This window comes from Bradyrhizobium sp. DOA9, from assembly GCF_000617845.2.
In the GTDB taxonomy this organism is placed as follows: Bacteria; Pseudomonadota; Alphaproteobacteria; order Rhizobiales; family Xanthobacteraceae; genus Bradyrhizobium.
In genome coordinates this window covers 6,936,829-6,958,123 of record NZ_DF820425.1, presented here as the reverse complement: position 1 = coordinate 6,958,123, position 21,295 = coordinate 6,936,829, and the positions used below count along the sequence as shown (strand labels likewise).

Annotated in this window: 20 protein-coding genes; 9 read left to right on the top strand and 11 right to left on the bottom strand. The window is 65.6% G+C overall.

From position 1 onward, the window contains the following. The first annotated feature begins 45 nt into the window (after positions 1-45). The 6 genes from fbcH (at position 46) to BDOA9_RS32635 (ending at position 7,053) form a co-directional block, all read left to right on the top strand. Complete coding sequence (gene fbcH, locus BDOA9_RS32655) at positions 46-2,118, top strand: cytochrome b/c1 (RefSeq protein WP_025038158.1); 2,073 nt, start codon at positions 46-48, stop codon at positions 2,116-2,118. A gap of 233 nt (positions 2,119-2,351) precedes the next feature. Beyond that, positions 2,352-3,026, top strand: coding sequence for a dienelactone hydrolase family protein (locus BDOA9_RS32650; protein ID WP_025038157.1), 675 nt, complete (start codon positions 2,352-2,354; stop codon positions 3,024-3,026). A 3-nt stretch (positions 3,027-3,029) separates the two neighbouring features. Continuing rightward, positions 3,030-3,191, top strand: a complete 162-nt coding sequence (locus BDOA9_RS39160) for a hypothetical protein (RefSeq protein ID WP_192859642.1) — start codon at positions 3,030-3,032, stop codon at positions 3,189-3,191. 218 nt (positions 3,192-3,409) lie between these two features. Beyond that, positions 3,410-5,575 carry an anthranilate synthase component I gene (locus BDOA9_RS32645; protein WP_025038156.1) on the top strand — a complete coding sequence of 722 codons (2,166 nt, stop codon included), beginning with the start codon at positions 3,410-3,412 and terminating at the stop codon, positions 5,573-5,575. 9 nt (positions 5,576-5,584) lie between these two features. After that, the gene (locus BDOA9_RS32640) at positions 5,585-6,124 is read left to right on the top strand and encodes an adenine phosphoribosyltransferase (RefSeq protein WP_025038155.1); all 540 of its coding nucleotides are present in this window, start codon (positions 5,585-5,587) and stop codon (positions 6,122-6,124) included. Between the two features lie 131 nt (positions 6,125-6,255). Continuing rightward, a complete protein-coding gene (locus BDOA9_RS32635) occupies positions 6,256-7,053 on the top strand; it encodes a hypothetical protein (protein ID WP_025038154.1) in 798 nt (265 codons plus the stop codon). A gap of 57 nt (positions 7,054-7,110) precedes the next feature. Here the strand turns inward: BDOA9_RS32635 and BDOA9_RS32630 are convergent, their stop codons facing one another. The 10 genes from BDOA9_RS32630 to BDOA9_RS32585 all read right to left on the bottom strand — a co-directional run bounded on the left by BDOA9_RS32630 (position 7,111) and on the right by BDOA9_RS32585 (position 17,414). Continuing rightward, positions 7,111-7,779 (bottom strand): hypothetical protein, encoded by a 669-nt coding sequence (locus BDOA9_RS32630; RefSeq protein WP_025038153.1) that lies wholly within the window; start codon positions 7,777-7,779, stop codon positions 7,111-7,113. A 62-nt stretch (positions 7,780-7,841) separates the two neighbouring features. Then, positions 7,842-8,594, bottom strand: a complete 753-nt coding sequence (locus tag BDOA9_RS32625; RefSeq protein WP_025038152.1) for a hypothetical protein — start codon at positions 8,592-8,594, stop codon at positions 7,842-7,844. 208 nt (positions 8,595-8,802) lie between these two features. Continuing rightward, positions 8,803-10,011 carry a M48 family metallopeptidase gene (locus BDOA9_RS32620; RefSeq protein WP_025038151.1) on the bottom strand — a complete coding sequence of 403 codons (1,209 nt, stop codon included), beginning with the start codon at positions 10,009-10,011 and terminating at the stop codon, positions 8,803-8,805. 33 nt (positions 10,012-10,044) lie between these two features. After that, on the bottom strand, positions 10,045-10,605 hold the full coding sequence (locus BDOA9_RS32615) for a LemA family protein (RefSeq protein WP_025038150.1): 561 nt from the start codon (positions 10,603-10,605) through the stop codon (positions 10,045-10,047). A gap of 138 nt (positions 10,606-10,743) precedes the next feature. Continuing rightward, positions 10,744-11,721: a small ribosomal subunit Rsm22 family protein gene (locus BDOA9_RS32610; protein ID WP_025038149.1), complete on the bottom strand. Its 978-nt coding sequence runs from the start codon at positions 11,719-11,721 to the stop codon at positions 10,744-10,746. Between the two features lie 130 nt (positions 11,722-11,851). Beyond that, positions 11,852-15,316 carry a chromosome segregation protein SMC gene (gene smc, locus BDOA9_RS32605; protein ID WP_025038148.1) on the bottom strand — a complete coding sequence of 1,155 codons (3,465 nt, stop codon included), beginning with the start codon at positions 15,314-15,316 and terminating at the stop codon, positions 11,852-11,854. Positions 15,317-15,533: 217 nt separating this feature from the next. Beyond that, on the bottom strand, positions 15,534-16,190 hold the full coding sequence (locus tag BDOA9_RS32600; protein WP_025038147.1) for a DsbA family protein: 657 nt from the start codon (positions 16,188-16,190) through the stop codon (positions 15,534-15,536). Positions 16,191-16,329: 139 nt separating this feature from the next. Beyond that, positions 16,330-16,827 carry a DUF721 domain-containing protein gene (locus BDOA9_RS32595; protein ID WP_025038146.1) on the bottom strand — a complete coding sequence of 166 codons (498 nt, stop codon included), beginning with the start codon at positions 16,825-16,827 and terminating at the stop codon, positions 16,330-16,332. Positions 16,828-16,837: 10 nt separating this feature from the next. Beyond that, positions 16,838-17,158 carry a HigA family addiction module antitoxin gene (locus BDOA9_RS32590; protein ID WP_025038145.1) on the bottom strand — a complete coding sequence of 107 codons (321 nt, stop codon included), beginning with the start codon at positions 17,156-17,158 and terminating at the stop codon, positions 16,838-16,840. Next, positions 17,133-17,414: a type II toxin-antitoxin system RelE/ParE family toxin gene (locus tag BDOA9_RS32585; protein WP_025038144.1), complete on the bottom strand. Its 282-nt coding sequence runs from the start codon at positions 17,412-17,414 to the stop codon at positions 17,133-17,135. Before BDOA9_RS32585 ends, BDOA9_RS32590 begins: the two co-directional genes overlap by 26 nt. Before the next feature lie 83 nt (positions 17,415-17,497). Here BDOA9_RS32585 and mutY point away from each other — a divergent pair, with 83 nt between their 5' ends. Next, positions 17,498-18,607 (top strand): A/G-specific adenine glycosylase, encoded by a 1,110-nt coding sequence (mutY, locus tag BDOA9_RS32580; protein WP_025038143.1) that lies wholly within the window; start codon positions 17,498-17,500, stop codon positions 18,605-18,607. Between the two features lie 67 nt (positions 18,608-18,674). Beyond that, on the top strand, positions 18,675-19,094 hold the full coding sequence (locus tag BDOA9_RS32575; protein WP_025038142.1) for a PaaI family thioesterase: 420 nt from the start codon (positions 18,675-18,677) through the stop codon (positions 19,092-19,094). 83 nt (positions 19,095-19,177) lie between these two features. Here the strand turns inward: BDOA9_RS32575 and BDOA9_RS32570 are convergent, their stop codons facing one another. Then, positions 19,178-20,455, bottom strand: a complete 1,278-nt coding sequence (locus BDOA9_RS32570; protein ID WP_025038141.1) for a flavin-dependent oxidoreductase — start codon at positions 20,453-20,455, stop codon at positions 19,178-19,180. 126 nt (positions 20,456-20,581) lie between these two features. On the opposite strand from BDOA9_RS32570, the gene BDOA9_RS32565 reads away from it, so the two are divergent. Continuing rightward, complete coding sequence (locus BDOA9_RS32565; RefSeq protein ID WP_025038140.1) at positions 20,582-21,202, top strand: glutathione S-transferase family protein; 621 nt, start codon at positions 20,582-20,584, stop codon at positions 21,200-21,202. Positions 21,203-21,295 lie beyond the last annotated feature (93 nt).

Here is a 21,295-nt window from a genome sequence, read left to right as displayed (position 1 = left end):
GAAGCTTCGCGCCGTCTCGTCGTACTATTTCCTCAGGATCGCATCATGAGCGGACCATCCGACTACCAGCCGAGTAATCCGGCCCTGCAATGGATCGAGCGGCGCCTGCCGATCTTTGGTCTCATCCATTCCTCCTTCGTCGCCTATCCCACCCCGCGCAACCTGAATTATTGGTGGACCTTTGGCGCCATCCTGTCCTTCATGCTGGGGATGCAGATCCTGACCGGCGTGATCCTGGCGATGCACTACACGCCGAACGCCGATCTCGCCTTCAAGTCGGTCGAGCTGATCGTCCGCGACGTGAACTACGGCTGGCTGCTGCGCAACATGCACGCGGTCGGCGCCTCGATGTTCTTCGTCGCCGTCTACGTCCACATGTTCCGCGGGCTCTACTACGGGTCGTACAAGGAGCCGCGCGAGGTGCTGTGGATCCTCGGCGTCATCATCTACCTCCTGATGATGGCGACCGGCTTCATGGGCTACGTGCTGCCGTGGGGCCAGATGAGCTTCTGGGGCGCTACCGTCATCACCAATTTGTTCTCGGCCGTGCCCTATGTCGGCGAGAGCATCGTGACGCTGCTGTGGGGCGGCTATGCGGTCGGCAACCCGACACTGAACCGCTTCTTCTCGCTGCACTATCTGTTGCCGTTCGTGATCGCGGGCGTCGTCGTGCTCCACGTCTGGGCGCTGCACGTCGCCGGTCAGAACAATCCTGACGGCGTCGAGCCGAAGACGGAAAAGGACACCGTGCCGTTCACGCCGCATGCGACCATCAAGGACATGTTCGGCGTCGCCTGCTTCATGCTGCTGTACGCCTGGTTCATCTTCTACATGCCGAACTATCTCGGCGACGCCGACAATTACATTCCGGCGAACCCGGGTGTGACGCCGCCTCACATCGTGCCGGAATGGTATTACCTGCCGTTCTACGCGATCCTGCGCTCGATCCCGGACAAGCTCGCGGGCGTCGTCGCGATGTTCGGTGCGATCATCATCCTGTGCTTCCTGCCCTGGCTCGACAGCGCCAAGACCAGGTCGTCGAAGTATCGCCCGCTCGCCAAGCAGTTCTTCTGGATCTTCGTCGCGGTCTGCATCCTGCTCGGCTATCTCGGCGCACAGCCGCCGGAAGGCATCTACGTCATTGCCGGCCGGATCCTGACGTTCTGCTACTTCGCCTACTTCCTGATCGTCCTGCCCCTGCTCGCGCGCATCGAGAAGCCGCGGCCGGTGCCGAACTCGATCTCGGATGCCGTGCTGGCCAAGACCGGCAGCCGGTCGACGCCGATGGTCTCGACCGCGATCGTGCTGGCGCTCGCCGCTTCGCTGTTCGCCAGCTCGGTCGACACCGCGAAGGCGGCCGAAGGCGGTGACAAGCCGCCGGGCAACAAGTGGTCGTTCGCTGGGCCGTTCGGCACGTTCGATCGCGGCGCGCTGCAGCGCGGCCTGAAGGTCTACAAGGAGGTTTGCGCCAGCTGCCACGGCCTCTCCTATGTCGCCTTCCGCAACCTCGCCGAGCCCGGCGGGCCCGGCTATTCGGTGGCGCAAGCCGCGGCGTTCGCGTCCGAGTACAAGGTCAAGGACGGCCCGAACGATGCGGGTGACATGTTCGAGCGGGCCGGCCGGCCGGCGGACTATTTCCCCTCACCATTCCCGAACGAGCAGGCCGCGCGTGCCGCGAACGGCGGCGCCGCGCCACCGGACCTGTCCCTGATCACCAAGGCGCGCTCCTACAAGCGCGGCTTCCCCTGGTTCATCTTCGACGTCTTCACCCAGTACCAGGAGCAGGGGCCTGACTACGTCGCCGCGGTGCTCCAGGGCTATGAGGAGAAGGTGCCCGAGGGCGTCACCATCCCAGAGGGCTCGTACTACAACAAGTACTTCCCCGGTCACGCCATCAAGATGCCGAAGCCGATCAGCGACGGCCAGGTGACCTATGACGACGGCGCGCCGGCCACGGTCGCGCAGTACGCCAAGGACGTCACCACCTTCCTGATGTGGACCGCCGAGCCGCACATGGAGGCACGCAAGCGCCTCGGCTTCCAGGTGTTCGTGTTCCTGATCATCTTCGCGGGCCTGATGTACTTCACCAAGAAGAAGGTCTGGGCCGCCTCGCACTGAGCGGCGCAAGATGTGAATGAAAAAGCCCCCGCAAGGGGGCTTTTTGCTTTGTCATTCCGGGGCGCGCGATTGCGCGAACCCGGAATCCATTGCGCGGCGGAGATGGTGATAAATGGATTCCGGGCTCGATGCTGACGCATCGCGCCGGAATGACGAGAGTGTGGATTGCGCCGACCGCTCCCACCCGCCAAAATGCCGCCAACCGATCCCCCAGAAACTCACCGGAGGACACCATGGGAACCAGCATCACCTTCAAGCGCCCGGACGGCAAGGACGCCTCCGGCTATCTCGCCAACGCCGCGCGCGGCAATGCGCCAGGCGTCGTCGTGATCCAGGAATGGTGGGGCCTGTCGGACCAGATCAAGGGCCTGTGCGACCGCTTCGCACTGGCCGGCTTCGATGCGCTGGCGCCCGATCTCTACAAGGGCAAGGTGGTGCCGTATCACGACACGGACAGCGCCAACAAGGAGATGAACTCGCTCGACTTCATGGACGCCACCACGCAGACCGTGCGCGGCGCCGCGCAATATCTGTCACGCAACGGCGCCAAGGTCGGGCTGACCGGCTTCTGCCTCGGCGGCGCCGTGACCATCATCGGCGCGACCAAGATCCCGGAGCTCGCGGCCGGCGTCGTGTTCTACGGCATCCCGCCCGAGCAGGCGGCCAAGCCCGCCGACGTCAAGATCCCGCTCCAGGCCCATTTCGCCAACAAGGACGATTGGTGCACGCCGGAGCTGGTCAACGGTTTCGAGAAGGCCATGAAGGCGGCCGGCAAGTCGCTCGAGCTGTTCCGCTATGACGCCGAGCACGCCTTCGTCAACGAGCAGCGCCAGGCCGTGCACGACCGTGAAGCCGCCGAGCTCGCCTGGGGTCGGGCGACGGAGTTTTTCAGGAAGCATCTGGGGTAGCGGATGCCAGACCGATCCGAGGACAAGAGGCGCCGGGAACGCGAGGTCTTCGCGATCCCGGAGGAGCAAAGGGCGGCCGTTCGCGACGGTCTCGATCAAGCCGACCGCGGAGAGTTTGCCAGCGATGCCGAGATGGCAGCCCTCTGGAAGAAGTGCGGCCTCTGACCCGCAGCCCAGCCGCCCTTGACGCCGCCCCCGCGCCATGGTGAGTATCCCCCCATGAGCACCGCCGTCCGCCCAGCCCGTCTTTGGTGGCGCACCTCCTGACGAGGTGGCCGGTGCGATTTCTTTTCCCAAAATCGTCGAAGGTCGCCCACGCAGTGCGGCGGCCTGATCGTTTGTCCTGTGTGGCGTTCCCTCGGCAAGTTTCGTAAGAGGACGACATGAACAGGACAGTCTTTGCCCTCCCGGCCAGAAGTGACTATGCGACCCGCGCGGGTCTGGCGATCACGCGCGTGGCAGAGCAATTCACCGGCGGTGCCAACCGGCTCGACGACCTGATCAACCTGCTCGACCGCCGCCGCGGCGTGGTGCTGTCCTCGGGCACGACCGTGCCCGGCCGCTACGAGAGCTTCGATCTCGGCTTTTCCGATCCGCCGCTCAAGCTCGAGACGGTTGGCGTCAATTTCAAGCTGGAAGCGCTGAACGCGCGCGGAGAGGTGCTGATCGCCTTCCTCGGCGACGTGCTGCGCGAGCCCTGCGTCGTCATCTCCGAGAAGACGGCAACGCGCTTGGCCGGCCACATTATCCGCGGCGATGCGCCGGTCGAGGAGGACCAGCGCACGCGGCGTGCCAGCGTGATGTCGCTGGTGCGCGACATCATTGCCGCCTTCTCCGCTGGCGATGACGGGTTGCTCGGCCTGTTCGGCGCCTTCGCCTACGACCTCGTCTTCCAGATCGAGGACCTCGTGCAGAAGCGCCCCCGCGAGGCCGACCAGCGCGATATCGTGCTCTATATTCCCGATCGTCTGCTCGCCTACGACCGCGCCACCGGCCGCGGCGTCGTGCTCTCTTACGATTTCACCTGGAAGGGCAAATCGACCGAGGGCCTGCCGCGCGAGACCGCCGACAGCCCCTATCTGAAGACGCCGCGTCAGGGCTTTGCCGATCACGCGCCGGGCGAATATCAGGCCACCGTCGAGACCGCGCGCGCCGCCTTTGCCCGCGGCGATCTGTTCGAGGCCGTGCCGGGCCAGCTTTTCGCCGAGCCCTGCGACCGCTCGCCGGCCGAAGTGTTCCAGCGCCTCTGCGTCATCAACCCGTCGCCCTATGGCGCGCTGATGAATCTCGGCGAGGGCGAATTCCTGGTCTCGGCATCGCCCGAAATGTTCGTGCGCTCGGACGGCCGCCGCGTCGAGACCTGCCCGATCTCGGGCACGATCGCGCGCGGCCTTGATGCGATCGGCGATGCCGAGCAAATCCGCCAGCTGCTGAACTCGGAGAAGGACGAGTTCGAGCTCAACATGTGCACCGACGTCGATCGCAACGACAAGGCACGCGTCTGCGTGCCCGGCACCATCAAGGTGCTGGCACGCCGCCAGATCGAGACCTACTCGAAACTGTTTCACACCGTCGATCACGTCGAGGGCATGCTGCGCCCCGGCTTCGACGCGCTCGATGCCTTCCTCACCCATGCCTGGGCAGTCACCGTCACCGGTGCGCCAAAGCTCTGGGCGATGCAGTTCGTCGAGGATCACGAGCGCTCGCCGCGGCGCTGGTATGCCGGCGCGATCGGCGCGGTGAATTTCGACGGCAGCATCAACACCGGCCTCACCATCCGCACCATCCGCATGAAGGATGGTCTCGCCGAGGTGCGCGTCGGCGCCACCTGCCTGTTCGATTCCGATCCGGCCGCCGAAGACCGCGAATGCCAGGTCAAGGCCGCTGCGCTATTCCAGGCGCTGCGCGGCGATCCCCCGAAGCCACTCTCGACATTTGCGCCGGATGCCACCGGCTCGGGCAAGCAGGTGCTGCTGATCGACCATGACGACAGCTTCGTGCACATGCTCGCCGATTATTTCCGCCAGGTCGGCGCCAGCGTCACCGTGGTCCGCTATGTGCATGCGCTCGACATGCTCAAGCAGAAGAGGTGGGATTTGCTGGTGTTGTCGCCCGGCCCCGGGCGCCCTGAGGATTTCGGGATTAAGAAGACCATCGACGCGGCGCTGGAGAAGAAGCTGCCGGTGTTCGGCGTCTGCCTCGGCGTGCAGGCGATCGGTGAATATTTCGGCGGCGAGCTCGGCCAGCTCACCCATCCGGCCCACGGCCGGCCCTCGCGGGTCCAGGTGCGCGGCGGCCGCCTGATGCGCAATCTGCCGAACGAGATCGTCATCGGCCGCTATCACTCGCTCTATGTCGAGCGCGACAGCATGCCGGAGGTGCTCAGCGTCACCGCCAGCACCGAGGACGGCGTCGCCATGGCGCTGGAGCACAAGACCCTGCCGGTCGCCGGCGTGCAATTCCATCCGGAATCGCTGATGTCGCTCGGCGGCGAGGTGGGGCTACGTATTGTCGAAAACGCGTTCCGGCTGGATGCGCCGGTCAATTGAGAGGCACGAATGACCTTTGACCACGACATCAAGGCGAGCGTCCGCACCATCCCGGATTATCCCAAGCCCGGGATCATGTTCCGCGACATCACCACCTTGCTCGCGGATGCGCGCGCATTCCGCCGCGCCGTGGACGAGCTCGTCAACCCCTGGGCCGGCAACAAGATCGACAAGGTCGCCGGCATGGAGGCGCGCGGCTTCATCATCGGCGGCGCGGTGGCGCATCAGCTCTCGGCCGGCTTCGTGCCGATCCGCAAGAAGGGCAAGCTGCCGCATACCACCGTGCGCATCGCCTATTCGCTCGAATACGGCATCGACGAGATGGAGATGCATGTCGACGCAATTCACCCCGGCGAGCGCGTCATCCTGGTCGACGACCTCATCGCCACCGGCGGCACCGCGGAAGGCGCGGTGAAGCTGCTGCGCCAGATCGGTGCCAACGTCGTCGCCGCCTGCTTCATCATCGACCTGCCCGAGCTCGGCGGCGCCGCCAAGCTGCGCGCCATGGACGTGCCAGTACGCACGCTGATGACATTCGAGGGGCACTGAGCTTCGTCGTTCGTCCTTCGCGGGGACGTTGGTCAAGAGTTCTGCAGCATCACGCTGATCTCGAAAATCGCGGAACGTCGTGTGATGCCGTCGGCTCCGCTGATGGAGCTCGGTTGCGGTGAGATTTCGTCATGGAAGATCATCCTCTCCTGACCGCGCTGGCAAACTGGCCAGGACGTGTTTCGACACAACTCGCCTTTGAGGCGCGCGGCTTTGCGTTGCACAGGGCATGGCAGAATCGCATGATCGAATTCTGCGGCGAGAACCAGGCGGACTTGCTCAATCGATACTGGGATGAGGTCGCGTTGGAGACAATGCGATGCGCGGGAAGGGTCCTTTCCGAGACGCGGTATTTTGGCATCGAACCACAATACCGTTCTGCATTTTTGGACGAGCTCTTTGCGGTCAGGGATTTTGTCGAACCTCCATTTCAATCTCCTCCCCTCGTCAGAGGCTTGTATGAGCATTTGAAGAAAACCTGGTTTGACAGGGAGTTTGCGAACAGCGAATTGGCCCCCATCAGGATGCAGAAGAGGCGGGAGGGCGAGCGTCTGGGAATCCAGACAACCGGTTGGACAGGAAAGAAACGAGACGTCCTTCCTTTCATCGATGAGTTCAGCTCGGCGCTCGCATTCAAGCGCCGTCGCAATCGCTGGCATAAGAATCTGGACTGCGGTCTCGTCTTCGAGGTCAGCACCGATCTTGGCGGGAGTCCTTATTGTACCCAGATGCCATTGATGTTTTGGATCTCTCACGCCGACGATCCCGCATTCGTATTTGAGTTGGGAGGGAATGAGCCCTTCAATCAGCTTGTCGACGGGAGTCGATTATATGGCGGAGGAGGGGATGCCAGGGATTTTGTACTCGGAATTCGGGCCAACATTGAGCTGTTTGATGTAATCGCCGTGTCCTTGGAATCTTCTCAGTAAGCTTAGGATCTGAAGTCGTCCTGCCTTCTTGGGTCTCGGCCTTCGCCGGAAGGACGGTCAAGACCGCTGCAATATCAGGCTGAGCTCGAGCTCCCGGAAAGCGATGTAATTGCGCCGCGTCCACTGGTGCAGCTCGGTCGAGGAGTCCTTTTCCTGGCGCAGATAGCCGGTGAAGGAGAAATTCAACCGGTCGATATAGGTCTTCAGGAAACCCGGCAGCGCGGGCAGGCGGAACAGCCGGCCGCCTCCCATCGCAGGCGGCAGCTCGCCGCGGACGACATATTCGTTGTCCACCGTGACCAGGTTCATCCGCGGGATCTGCCCGCGCAGCATCTCGTGGGCGCGGGCCGAGACGCGGTCGGTGTCGGCGAGGAACAGGATCATCGGCGCAACGTGGCGCCGCGCCGCCTCCTTCAAGAGGCCGATCTCGTCGGTCATCTTGAAGAACTCGTCGAAGGCGTGGAAGCCGAGGTCGATGACCTTGGCAACACCGTCATCGACGATGACGCGGTCCATCAGTTGCATCTTGCCGTAGGTGTCGATCACGTCGGCGGTCTCGGTCACCTTTGGCAGGTAATCGAGCAGCGACGGCTCCTTCAGGTTGACGTCGAAGGCCGCGACGTTGCCGTTCTTGAGCAACAGGAATTCGCTCAAGAGCCGCGCCAGCAGGGTCTTGCCGACCTGCGGGCGAGGCGAGCAGATGATGTAGACGGGCGTTGCGGGCATCGACAGTTATTATCTGGGCCAACTCACCGCCCAATCCAGCCGTATCCGCCCGGGGTCCGCAACTATTTTTCGCTGTTGCGGGTGACGGATTTCGAGCCAACGATGTCGGTGAGGCGGATGCGGTCGAACTCGCTCCAGACATTGGCTAGCCAGTGCCGGACATAGCCGCGCAGCACGAAGGAATAGTTCGCGGCCTCGTCGTTGATGCCCTTGTTGGCGACGAATTTCAGGAACGGGACGGAGGACACCTCGACCTGCTCATAGGCCATCTCGTTGAGCTTGGGGATGGTCAGCTCGGTCGCGTCCTTGATGCGGTGGAAGTAGGAATTATAGGTCGCCTGGTCCCACTGGAAGAACTGGGTGTCGTTGATGAAGTTCTTCACCAGGAAATATTTCGCGCCGCCCATGAAACCTGCGGTCTCCGCGATTTCCTCCAGCGAGGCGATCGAAGGGCCGAGGATGTGGAACACGGCGAAGGTGATCTGGCCGGCCTTGGCGGCGTCGAGGAAGCCGATGTCGCGGAGCGAGGCCAGCGCCGGCGAGAGCAGGCCGGCGCGGACGTCGATCACGGTGACCGAAGGGCTGACAGCGTTGAGCGTGTCGAAGATCTTCATCTGGTCCGAGGTCGTCGTCATGTCGACGATCTCGGTGATGTCGGGATGGAAGCGCTTCAGGGTTCCGCGCGGCGACTCCGTGTCGAAGGCGCGCGTCGGCACGTTGTTGGCCGAGAAATAATCGAGCAGGGTGCGCGATACCGTGGTCTTGCCGACCCCGCCCTTGTCCGCGCCCACCACAACCACTGCCGGCTTTGCCATTTCTGTCCCCTAACGCGCGCCCCCGATCGCGAGGTCGCAATCGGCCGGGCCCCAAATCGATGTCCCAAAAGACGTCCCGAGTCTGCTGTTGGGCGCGAACATGGCAGAAACAAGGGAGAATTCAATTCCTTGTGCTCCCCTTGCGGTAATTCCCGAGGATTTTCCCGATTGCCGCGAAACCCGCCGCATGGAGCGGCAAATCACGCCGTCAGTGACGGCCCCACGGTCCCATCGGATTGGCTGCAGGGGCTGCTGAGGGGCTGGGCGCGGGAACGGACGGCAGGTTGGCAGGACCGGCGCCATCGCTCCACGGCCCTTGCGAGAGCGGCGGCGGCCCATCCTGCGCGCCGACCTGTTCGGCCTCGGGCTGTTCCGTCTCTTCGGTGGGGTCCGGCAGCGGACCGGGGTCGCGGCCGCCTGCGAACTTGACCAGGGCCTCGACCCGGGACTGCACGGAAGGGTGGGTCGCGAACAAATCGGCAAAGCCCTCGCGCGGATTGTCGACGCAGAGCTCCATCACCGCCGAGGTCGCGCCCGGCAGCTCGCCGCGGCCCTCGATCTTGCGCAACGCCGAGATCATCGCATCGGGATCCTTCGTCAGCTCGACCGAGCCGGCATCGGCGAGATATTCGCGTGACCGTGACAGCGCGAGCTTCACCACCTGCGACAGCAGCCAGGCCAGCACGATCAGCACGATCGCGATGATGATGACGATGATCGCACCGCCCCCGGAGCTCTTGCTGTCGCTCGAGGACGAAGACGACCGCGACGACGAGCCTGAGGACCACGAGCCGCCGGAGCCCGAGCTCCAGTTCAGATTCGTGAACAGGCGGAAGAACAATTCGCCGAAGAAGCCGACCACACCGGCGATGATGACGGCGACCACCATCAGCTGCACGTCGCCGTTCTTGATGTGGGTCAGCTCGTGCCCCAGCACCGCCTCGATCTCCTTGTCGTCGAGCGCATCGAGGAGGCCGGTGGTCACGGTGATGGAATATTGCCGCGGATTGAGGCCGGTCGCGAACGCGTTCAGCGCCGGACTCTCCATGATCTTCAGCTTCGGCATGGTGATGCCGCGCGAGATGCAGAGATTTTCGAGCAGGTTGTAGAGCCGCGGCTCTTCCTGCCGGGTGACGCCGTGGCCGCCGGTCACGGCGTCGATCATCGACTGGTGGAAGAAATAGGCGATCGCGATCCAGGCGAGCGCCGCGATGGTGGCGAAGGGCGCGGCCTTGAGCAGGTCGGCAAAGGCGCGGCTCAGGTAGTAGCCGACGGTCCCATTGCCGTTGATGACGACCTCGGCCACCAGCGCGCCGGCATAGACCAGCACATAGACCAGCGCGAACAGACCGGCGAGCAGCAGCATCGAACGAAACTTGTTCGAGGCGATGTGCGTGTAGAGACCATACGCGGCCATGACGCGGGTGCCCTGCCGGCCTATCGGCTCAAATCAGAACTTCACCTGCGGCACGGTCTCGACCTCGGTGCGGCTGGCGCCGAGATCGAAGAAGTCCTTCTTGGTGAAGCCGAACATGCCGGCAAACAAGGCAGCGGGCAGCTGCTGGATGCCGGTATTGTATTCCTGCACCGCGTTGTTGAAGAAGCGGCGGCTCGCCGCGATCTTGTTCTCGAGGTCGGAAAGCTCGGATGCGAGCTGCTGGAAGTTGGCGTTGGCCTTGAGGTCGGGATAGGCTTCCGACAGCGCGATCAGCCGGCCGAGCGCGCCGGAGAGCTGGGTCTCGGCGGCGGACACTTGCGCAGGTCCTTGGGCCGACATCGCCGAATTGCGCGCCTTGATGACGTCGTCGAGCGTGCCGCGCTCGTGCGAGGCATAGCCCTTCACGGTCTCGACCAGGTTCGGGATCAGGTCGTGACGCTGCTTGAGCTGCACGTCGATATCGGCAAAGGCCTGGCCGACCCGCTGGCTCAGCGCCACCAGGCGGTTGTAGGCGCTGAAGGCGAACAGCGCGAGGACGACGATGACGCCGAGAACGATCCAGCCGGTCGACATGAAAAACTCCTGAAGAGGGAAGAAGGCGGGCGTCAGGGTAGACCAAATTGGCGCGGAGCGAGAGCCCGCCGCGGAGGGGAGGTAGGATTTGGTCGGATGAGGCGCCAACGGAGTTCAAGGCGAAAGCCCTGAACGAGGTTAACTTTCAGCAACAACCGCGTCGCCCCAGCGCCAGCGCCGGGCACTCGCATAGGCGGCTTTATCGCGCCGTGGGACCTTCGTCAGCGCGACACCGTTCCCGGTGCAGAGCTTCACCGTGATCTCGGCCTTGCCGACCTCCGGCGGTGCCAGCACGCGCGCGGCGCGGCTCGCGGGCGGGGTGCGGGTCAGGGCGACGTAGATGAAGCGCTCGTCCTCGAACGGCACCTCGGCGCCCTTGATCTGCCGGTGCGCCTGCGAGCGCGGCAGGCGCTGGCTGAAATGGCACCAGTCGGGTGCGATGAGCGGGCAGGGCCGCTCGTGCGGGCAGGGCGCGGCGACGTAGGCGCCGGCTGCGATCAGCTGCTGGCGCAGGGCGAGGATGCGGGCGTAGCCGGCCGGTGTGCCGGGCTCGATCACCACCAGCGCGTGGCGCGCCTTGGCCCACATGGCTTCCGCGAGCTTGCGCTGATCGGCCTCGCCGAGCTCGCCGATGATGTAGCTGGCGATGACGAGATCGGCTTGAGAGACTTCAGCGAGATTGCCGCCGGCATCGCCCGGTAGATAGCGGCAGTCAGCGAGGCGGGTGCTGTCGCGTGCGAGTTCGAGCGCGAGCCGGCTCAGCGTGGCATTGGCGTCGAGCAGCGTGAAATCCTGCAGCGACGGAAACGCCTCGGCGGCCGCCCAGCTGGCGGTGCCCGGGCCGGCGCCAACGTCGAGCAATGTTTCGGGGGCGAGATCGGGCGCGATCTCGGTCAGTGCATTGAGGCTGCCCGCCACCGCCGCATAGGTCGCGGGCATGCGCGCCAGCGCATAAGCGAGCGCATCGGCTGCCGACTTGATCGTGCTGGAGGTGCCGCCGGCGCGATACGTGGTCGAGATCTTCTGTGAGCGCTGTGCCGCGTCGCTGCGGGAGAAGCCCTGCAGCTTGCCGTCGAGAGCGGCTTTGAGTTCGGCGGGAAGGGTGGGGGAGATCATGTTGGCCCACCGTCATTCCGGGGCGCGACGAAGTCACGAACTCTGATGCGCAATTGCGCATCAGAGAATCCAGAGATTGTCGCGCGAGATTCGGGTTCGATGCTGCGCATCGCCCCGGAATGACGGAAGATCACGCCACGTTCTGGTCGAGGATGTCCACCGCCTCTTGCAGGCTCACCGACACCAGCTGCGAGACGCCGCGCTCGGCCATGGTGACGCCGAACAGGCGGTTCATCCGCGCCATCGTGATCGGGTTGTGCGTGATGATGATGAAGCGCGTGTCGGTCGAGCCGGTCATCTCGTGCAGCAGGTTGCAGTAGCGTTCGACGTTGTGGTCGTCGAGCGGTGCGTCGACTTCGTCCAGCACGCAGATCGGCGAGGGGTTGGTCAAGAACACCGCGAAGATCAGCGCCATCGCGGTCAGCGCCTGCTCGCCGCCCGAGAGCAGCGACAGCGTTTGCGGCTTCTTGCCCGGCGGCTTGGCGATGATCTCGAGGCCGGCTTCCAGCGGGTCGTCGCTCTCGATCAGGTGCAGCGCGGCCTCGCCGCCGCCGAACAGCTCGACGAACAGGCGCTTGAAGTGGTTGTTGACGACCTCGAACGAGGTCAGGAGCCGCTCGCGGGCTTCCTTGTTGAGGCTCTGGATGCCCTGGCGCAGCCGCTTGATGGCTTCGACCAGGTCGTCGCGCTCGGTGACGAGGCCGGTGTGCTGGGTCTCGACCTCGCGCAGCTCTTCCTCGGCGCGCAGATTGACGGCGCCGAGGCGCTCGCGGTCGCGGCGCATCTTCTCGAGGTCTTCCTCGATCTCGTGCAGCGGCGGCAGCTCCGCGCCGGGCTCGATCTCGGCAAGGCCGGCGACGGCCTGCGGCTCGACTTCCAGCATGTCCCGGATCTCGCGCTCGATGTCTTCCAGACGGCGGCGCGCGCCTTCCATGCGCTCCTCGGCGCGGGCGGTGGCCTCGCGGGCGCTGGACAGCGCCTCGAGCGTCAGCTTGGCGACGCGGTCGGTCTCGGCCATCGCGGTCTCCGCGGTGGCGAGGGCGTCGGCGGCCATGCGGCGGTCGTTCTCGGCATATTCGATCTCGGTGATCAGCGCGCTGCGCTTCTCGGCGAACACGGCCGGTGCGTTTTCGAGCTCGCTGCGCTCGATCGTGAGCTCGGCGATACGGGCCTGGATGGTGTCGATGTGGGAGGCCGCGCTCTCCTTGCGGTTCTGCCACTCGGTGCGTTCGGCGAGGATCGCCTGCACGCGGCGGTCGGCGAGCTCGGCCTCGCGTGCCAGCGCCTGCGCCTCGGCGCGGACCTGGGCGGCCATGCGGCGGCGGCCTTCGATGTCGCTGCGGACGGCGGCGAGCTGGGTCTCGGTGTCCTCGCTCGACGGCAGCTCGCCGATGCCGGCCTGGGCGTATTCGTAGGCGGCCTCGGCTTCGGCGCGGTCGGCGGCGAGGCGGCTGTGCGCTTCCGACAGCGTCGCCTTGCGCGCGGCGTGGCGGCTGATCTCGCGCTCGGCATTGGCGTGGCGCTCGCGCGCGACGTTCAGCTCGCGCTGGGCCGCACGCCAGGCTTCGCGGCTGGCGCCTTCGGTGCTCGCCGCCATCTGCAGCTCGGATTCGGCGTTCTCCAGCGCCTGGCGCTTGATCTGCGCGTCGATGCGGGCCTGCTCCAGCTCGTTCTCGATGTCGACGAGACGGGCGCGCTCGGCCAGGCGCCGCGCGGCGCCGGTCGGCGCATGCGCCGCGGCGACAAAGCCGTCCCAGCGCCAGACGTCGCCCTCGGGCGAGACCAGCCGCTGGCCGGTCTTGAGCTGCGACACCAGCTCGGCGCCGCGCTCGCGCGGCACCACGCCGATCTGCGCCAGGCGGCGGGCCAGCTCGGCCGGCGCCTGCACGTGATTGGCGAGCGGAACGGCGCCTTCGGGCAGCTCCGGATCGCCCTCGGTTTGTCCGACATTGGTCCAGCGCATCGGCGCCGACGGATCGATCGGCGCGTCGAGATCGTCGCCGAGCGCGGCGCCGATCGCCTTTTCAAAACCCTTGTCGACGGTGATGCCGTCGATGATCGGCGGCCAAAGGTTCTTGGTCTCGCCGTTGACGATCTTGGAGATCGTGCGCGCCTCGGTCTCGAGCCGCTGCACGCGCTTGTCGGCCTCGACCAGCGGCGAGCGCGAGGATTCCAGCGTCTGGCGGGCGGCGACGTGAGCGGCTTCGCTCGCCTGCGCCGCGGCTTCGGACGCGGCCAGCGTCTCTTCCGCGGTCTCGACCAGCGCGGTCAGCTCGTCGAGATCGCCGAAGCCGCCGGTGGCCTCGGTGAGCTTCTGTTCTTCCGCCGTGACGTTCGCGATCTCCTGGTCGAGACGGGCGAGCTTGTCGCGATGGGTGCGGACGTTGGCCTCGAGCTGGTTGCGCTTGGCGGTGAGGTCGGCGAGCGCGGTGGTGAGCTCGGCGAAGCGCTGCTCGGTCTCGGTCAGCACCGCCTCGGCCTCGGCGACGCGCTCGTCGACGCCGGAGCGCTTCTCGACGCGCGACTTGATCTCTTCCTTCAGCTCGGCATCTTCGGCATCGAGCCGCTGCAGCGCGACGTCGGCGTCCATGGTCTGCTGCTGGGCGCGGGAGATGTCGCCCTCGAACTGGGCGAGGCGGCGCTCGAGCTCGGCGACGCGCTCCTTGGCGCGCTCTTCCTCACGGTCGAGCTGCTCGCGGGCATTGGTCAGGCGCTGCAGGCCGGCCGCAGCGCGCGCTTCGGCATCGCGCAGCGCCGGCATCTCCGCGGCGCGGATCGCCTGGATGCGGGCGGCTTCGGCCTGGTGCTGGGTGCGCTCGGCCATCTCGCGCACGGCGAGGTCGTGGGCCTGGCCGGATTCATTGACATCGGCATGGGCGCCGATCCAGCGCAGATGGAACAGCGTGGCTTCGGCCTTGCGGACCTTGGCCGCGACCTCGCGGTAGCGCACGGCCTGGCGGGCCTGCTTCTTCAACCCTTCCATCTGGCCTGCGAGCTGGCCGATCACGTCCTCGACCCGGGTGAGGTTGGTTTCGGCCGCCTTCAGCCGCAGCTCGGCCTCGTGGCGGCGGGCATGCAGGCCGGCGACGCCGGCGGCGTCCTCCAGCACGCGGCGGCGCTGCTCGGGTTTGGCCTGGATGATCTCGCCGATCTTGCCTTGGTGGACGAGGGCGGGCGAGCGCGCGCCGGTGGCGGCGTCGGCGAACAGGATCTGCACGTCGCGGGCGCGCACGTCGCGGCCGTTGATGCGGTAGACCGAGCCGGCCTCGCGCTCGATGCGGCGGGAGATTTCGAGCAACTGGCTGTCGTTCATCGCCGCCGGCGCGGTGCGATCGGCATTGTCGATCGTCATCGTCACTTCGGCATGGTTGCGCGCCGGACGGTTGCCGGAGCCGGCGAAGATCACCGCGTCCATGTCGGCGGCGCGCAGCGACTTGTAGGAGGTCTCACCCATCGCCCAGCGCAGCGCTTCGACGAGATTCGACTTGCCGCAACCGTTCGGTCCGACCACGCCGGTCAGGCCGGGCTCGATGACGAAGTCCGTGGGCTCAACGAAGGACTTGAAGCCGTGAAGTCGCAGGCGGGTGATTTTCATAAGCACGCATCTCTGTTGGCAGGCGCGAATCCCCCTGCCGGGACACTACCATGGAAGGCAATGCCGCTATCCGGGCGAGTCGCGCGAGGCGCCTCATGCGGCTGGACAATGGCCGCGGTGCGCCGCGAGGGCAACCGGCGAAAGCCGCTTTTCCCAAGGGATTTATGCCGGGAAAGCTACGGCTTTCGAGATGCGAATCAGGATCTTGACGAGCGAATCAGCTCTTCAGAAGCGGATTGATCTTCTTGGCGAACTCCTCGAACGAGGCCTCGCCCTTGATCTTCTCGCCGTTGATGAAGAAGGTCGGCGTCGAATCCACCTTGAGCACGTCGCTGGCGTATTTCTGGTCGGCGGCGATCTTGTCGAGCAGCGCCTGGTCCTTCAGGCACGCCTCGACCTGGCTCTGCGTGAGGCCGGCCTGCTTGCCGATCCGGGTCAGGGTCTCGGTGGTGTTCTTCATCACCCAGTCGTTCTGCTGGCGAAACAGCATGTCGGTGACCGCGAAATATTTCGGCGCGTCGTCCTTGGCGATGCAGCGCGACAGCATCGAGCCGGCGGCGGCCTTGATGTCCAGCGGGAACTCGCGGAAGACGTAACGCACCTTGCCGGTGTCGATGTATTCTGTCTTGATCTTCGGGAACACCTGCTCGTTGAAGGCGGCGCAGTGCGGGCAGGTCATCGAGGCGTATTCGGTGATGGTCACGGCGGCGTCCTTCGGGCCGAGCGCCATGTCGGGCAGCGACACCGGCTTGGCCACGTCGGCGGCCGCCTGCGCCATCGCCTCCGAGATGAACCGCAGCGGCGAGAGCCCGGCGAACGCGGCAAGCCCGGTCAGCGACAGCATCGTGGTGAAGGCGCGGCGGGTGATGATCAAGGTCGGCTCCCGGGATTGGCAAGGTTCGCCCAAAGGACGGGTCAAGGTTCCCCCTCGGACGGCCTGTCGCTAGCTTGAAACGTCCTTTGAGGCAATGGCGGGCGCTGCGGACAGGTCCAGATTGAGCGCGAAATGAGGCTCAATTTCGCTTGATGGCGGCTCCGAGGCGCGCCAGCGCCGTCTTCAGGTCTTCATCTTCGATGTCGGTCAGGTTCTCCGCTACCTTGGCGACGGCCTTGGGGTCCGGCGGGCCGGGCCGCTTCGGGTCCCTCGGCCGCGACAGGGGGGCCTGGCGGAAGGCCAGCTTGCCGACCGCGCTCCAGCCGAAAAAGCGGTTGACCCGTTCCAGGATCACGTCGGCCGAGTGCTGGATTTCCAGCGCCATCGGCCCCTCGACCCGCAGCACCAGGGTTGCCGGCTCCTGCGGCTGCCCTTCCACCGGCCGCGGCCATTGCATCTTGAGCGGCTCGGCATGGGCCGCGATCTCCGGCCCGGCGATCTGCGCCCAGCGTGTCACCAGCTCGCGCGCCGCAAAGCCCTGCTTGGCATAGGCCTCGGCAAAGACGTCGTCGAGCAGGATGCCCAGCGGCTTGGCGCTGACGGGGCCGAGCTTGAAGATGGGGCCGGATTTGGACATGAGCCGTCCGTTATGCCGCGGCGCGAGGCCGGATGGCCTTGAGATCGCGATCGATCTCGCGCCGCCGTTGCATCAGATCATAGTCCATCTGCAGGCCCAGGAAAAACCCCTCCGACAGACCGAAATAGCGGGCGAGCCGCAGGTCAGTGTCGGCGGTGATGTCGCGCTTGCCGAGGACGATCTCGTTGATCCGCCGCGGCGGCACGTGAACCGCCCGCGCCAGCGCGTTCTGGCTGAGCTCCATCGGCTTCAAGAACTCCTCCAGCAGGATTTCGCCGGGATGGGGATTGCGAAGGAGCCCGCTTCTAGTGGTAGTCGACGATTTCGACATCTCTCGGTCCCCCGTCATCCCACACAAAACAGATGCGCCACTGATCATTGATTCGGATCGAATGCTGACCTTCGCGGTCGGCTTTCAGGGCTTCCAGCCGGTTGCCCGGAGGAACCTTGAGGTCGGCCAACGCTCGCGCCTGGTTCAGCAGGCGCAGCTTTCGCAAAGCCACATTTTGAATGTCAGGCGGCAGTTTTCGACTTCGCCGACCGGACCAGATCAACTCTGTCTCGGCGTTGGCGAAGCTCTGGATCATGTCTGTGTATAACGCAAGGCGTTATAGCGTGCAACGGTCCGGTCGCGCTGGCCACAGGCAGAATCCTCCTCTAGTAAAGGTGCATGATCTCCACGACCGCGCGCAAGAAGGAACAGAGTACGGCGTCGGCTCGCCCGCTCGCGCTCCTGCAATGGTACGACCGCCACCGGCGCCGGCTGCCCTGGCGCGCCGCGCCGGGCGAGGCGTCCGATCCCTACCGCGTCTGGCTCTCCGAGATCATGCTCCAGCAGACCACGGTGAAGGCGGTCGGCCCTTACTTCGAAAAGTTCGTCGCGCGCTGGCCGGATGTCACGGCGCTGGGGCGCGCCTCGCAGGAGGACGTGCTGCGGATGTGGGCCGGGCTCGGCTATTACTCGCGCGCACGCAACCTCCATGCCTGCGCGGTCGCGGTGACGCGCGAGCATGGCGGCGTGTTTCCGGATACCAAAGAGGGGCTGCGCGCGCTGCCGGGGATCGGGCCCTACACGGCGGCGGCGATTGCGGCAATCGCGTTCGACCGCCGCACCATGCCGGTCGACGGCAACATCGAACGCGTGGTGTCGCGGCTCTTTGCAGTCGAGCAAGAACTTCCGCAAGCCAAGCCGCTCATCCAGCAACTCGCCGCGACGCTGCTGGCGGAGTCTCGCGCCGGCGACGAGAAGTCTCGCGCCGGCGACAGTGCGCAGGCGCTGATGGATCTCGGCGCCTCGATCTGCACGCCGAAGAAGCCGGCCTGCTCGCTGTGTCCGTTCACAGCGGACTGCACAGCGCGCGCGCAAGGCACCCAGGAGACGTTCCCGCGCAAGGCACCGAAGAAGAGCGGCACGCTCAGGCGCGGCGCCGCCTTCGTGGTCACGCGCGGCGACGAGTTGCTCGTCCGCTCGAGGCCCGAAAAGGGCCTGCTCGGTGGCATGACGGAGGTGCCGGGCTCGGACTGGCTCGCCGATCAGGACGACGCGAGGGCAAAGCAGCAGGCGCCGGAGCTGAAGGGGCTGTCGCGCTGGCAGCGCAAGGTGGGCGTGGTCACCCACGTCTTCACGCATTTTCCGCTTGAGCTGGTGGTCTATACGGCGACGGCGGCAGCCCGCACCCCTGCGCCTGAGGGCATGCGCTGGGTGCCCATCGCAACCCTGGCCGGTGAAGCGCTGCCCAACGTCATGCGCAAGGTCATCGCGCATGGATTGGGTCTCTAGGATCCAAGGCTGCTGACAGCAGGCTGTCAGCAGCCTTGCGCTAGCACGGGAGTGAAGGAGATCTCGCATGGTCAAGACCGCGCTCGATAACTTCCGACGGCCCCCCTGCGCCGAGCTGCTCGGCTGGCGCCTGCTCGATGCCCGCCCGCAGGAGGGCTGGATCAAGCTCGGCTTCGACGGCAAGCCGGAGTTCTGCAACCCCGCGGGCTTCATCCAGGGCGGCATGCTCTCGGCCATGCTCGACGACACCATGGGCCCGGCGGTGCTGGTGATGAGCGAGGGCCGGCTCTACACCACCACGATCAGCATGACCGTGAATTTCCTCAGCCCGGCAAAGCCCGGACCGATCATCGCCGAAGCGAGGGTGACGCAGCTCGGCAAGACCATCGCCTTCGTCGAAGCCAAGCTGATGGCGGAGGACGGCACGTTGCTGGCGACGGCAAGCGCCAGCGAGCGGTTGCTGGAGGCGTCGAGGGTGGTGAAGTGAGGCGGGCGCTGCGCTCTCGCTCCCTCGCCCCGTTCTTACGGGGAGAGGTGAAGACGCGCGTCGCGAGATGATTGACCAGACCCTCACCGCCTCGCCCGCGCGTCCCTGCTCACGATCGGCGGCTTCGCATTCAGCGCCTCGACCTGGAATCCCGCAACGCGCTTGTAATTGGCGGCGATGTCTTCCAGTTCCTTTTGCGACAAGACGTCGGTGACCACCTTGTAGCCGTCAGGCGCGCGCTCCTCGACCAGCTGCATCACCTGCTCGGGGCCGTTCTTGCGGTTGAGCAGGACGAGGTCGGTGGTCGCGGGCCGCCGCTCGGCCTCGTAGGCGAGCAGTGCCGCCTGCGTCGGGCCGTGCGCCAGGATCTCGCGGGTGATGACGCGGGCATCGAGGATCGCCTGCGAGGCGCCGTTCGAGCCGATCGGGTACATCGGATGCGCGGCATCGCCCATCAGCGTGACGCGGCCGAAGGTCCATTGCGACACCGGATCGCGGTCGACCAGCGGATATTCGTAAGCGTGCGGGCAATTCCTGATCAGGGCAGGCACGTCGAGCCAGTCGAACGTCCAGCTTTCGAACCAGGGCAGGAACTCCTCCAGGCGCGCGGTGCGGTTATAGTCCTCGCGCCGCCACTGATAGGTCGGCGGCATGTGCCGCTCGGCGACCCAGTTGATCTGATGGTTGCCGTTGGCGTCCGGTTCTTTCGAGATCGGATAGCAGACGAATTTCAGGATCTCATGGCCGGCCATGATCATGGTGCGGCCGGTCAGGAAGGCCTTTGCCGGCGTGACGCCGCGCCAGAGGATGCGGCCGTTCCAGATCGGCGGGCCTTCGTTGGGATAGAGCTTTTCGCGCGCGGCGGAATGGATGCCGTCGGCGGCGATCAGGATCGCGCCCTCGTACGTGCCGGCGGCCTTGCCGGTCGCCTTGTCGACGAAGTCGGCGCGCACGCCGCCGGCCGTCTCGCTCCAGCCGGTCAGATGATGGCTGGTGAGGATGTTGTCACGGCCGAGCCGATCGACCGCGGTGTCGAGCAGGATCTGCTGCAGGGTGCCGCGATGGATCGAGAATTGCGGCCATTTGTAGCCGGCCTCCAGGCCGCGCGGCTCGCTCCAGATCGGCTTGCCATGCTTGGAGAAATAGGCGAGCTCGCGCGTCCGCACGCCGCTGGCGTCCAGCTTGTCCAGCAGGCCGAGCTCGATCAGCTCGCGCACCGCATGCGGCAGCACGTTAATGCCGACACCGAGCGGCTTCAGTTCCGCGACGCTCTCGAACACTTTCACGGCAACGCCGATCTGGTGCAGGCTGAGCGCAAGCGTCAGGCCGCCGATGCCGCCACCGGCGATGAGTACAGTCATGACAAATCCCCCTCCAATTGACGGCGTCTTCGCACAGCCGGGCGGGCGTGGGCAACTGCGAACAGGCCGCCTATGGACGGCGCGGCGGAGGACCGTTAACCTCCGGTTTTCCCCATGAGGTCCGACATGCTCAAGCTCTATTACGCCACCGGCACCTGCGCGCTCGCCACCTACATCACCCTGGAAGAGGCCGGTGCCGACTACACCGCCGAGCGGCTGAGCTTCAAGGACAACCAGCAGAACAGCCCGGACTATCTCGCCATCAACCCGAAGGGCCGGGTGCCGGCGCTGGTGACCGACCGAGGCGTCCTGACCGAGACGCCGGCGATGCTGGCTTATCTCGCGCAGACCTTCCCCAAGGCCAAGCTGGCGCCGCTCGACGATCCCTTCGACTTCGCGCAGGTGCAGTCGTTCAACTCCTATCTCTGCTCGACCGTGCACATCAACCACGCCCACAAGATGCGCGGCGCGCGCTGGGCGACGGAGGAGAGCTCGTTCGCCGACATGAAGGCGATGGTGCCGAAGACCATGGCCGCCTGCTTCAAGCTGATCGAGCAGAAGATGTTTGGGGGACCGTGGGTGATGGGCGATCAGTACACGGTCTGCGATCCCTACCTCTACACGCTCTCGACCTGGCTCGAAGGCGACAGCGTCGACATCAATGCGACGCCAAAGATCGCCGATCATTTCAAGCGCATGTCGGATCGCCCGGCGGTGAGCAAGGTGATGGCGGCGCAGAAGGCGTAAAGTCTCGTAAGGTGGGTTAGCCGTGCGGATGCGCGAAGCGTATCCGCACGGCGTAACCCACCTCTTTTGTTTCAGCGGAGACAGAAGTGGTGG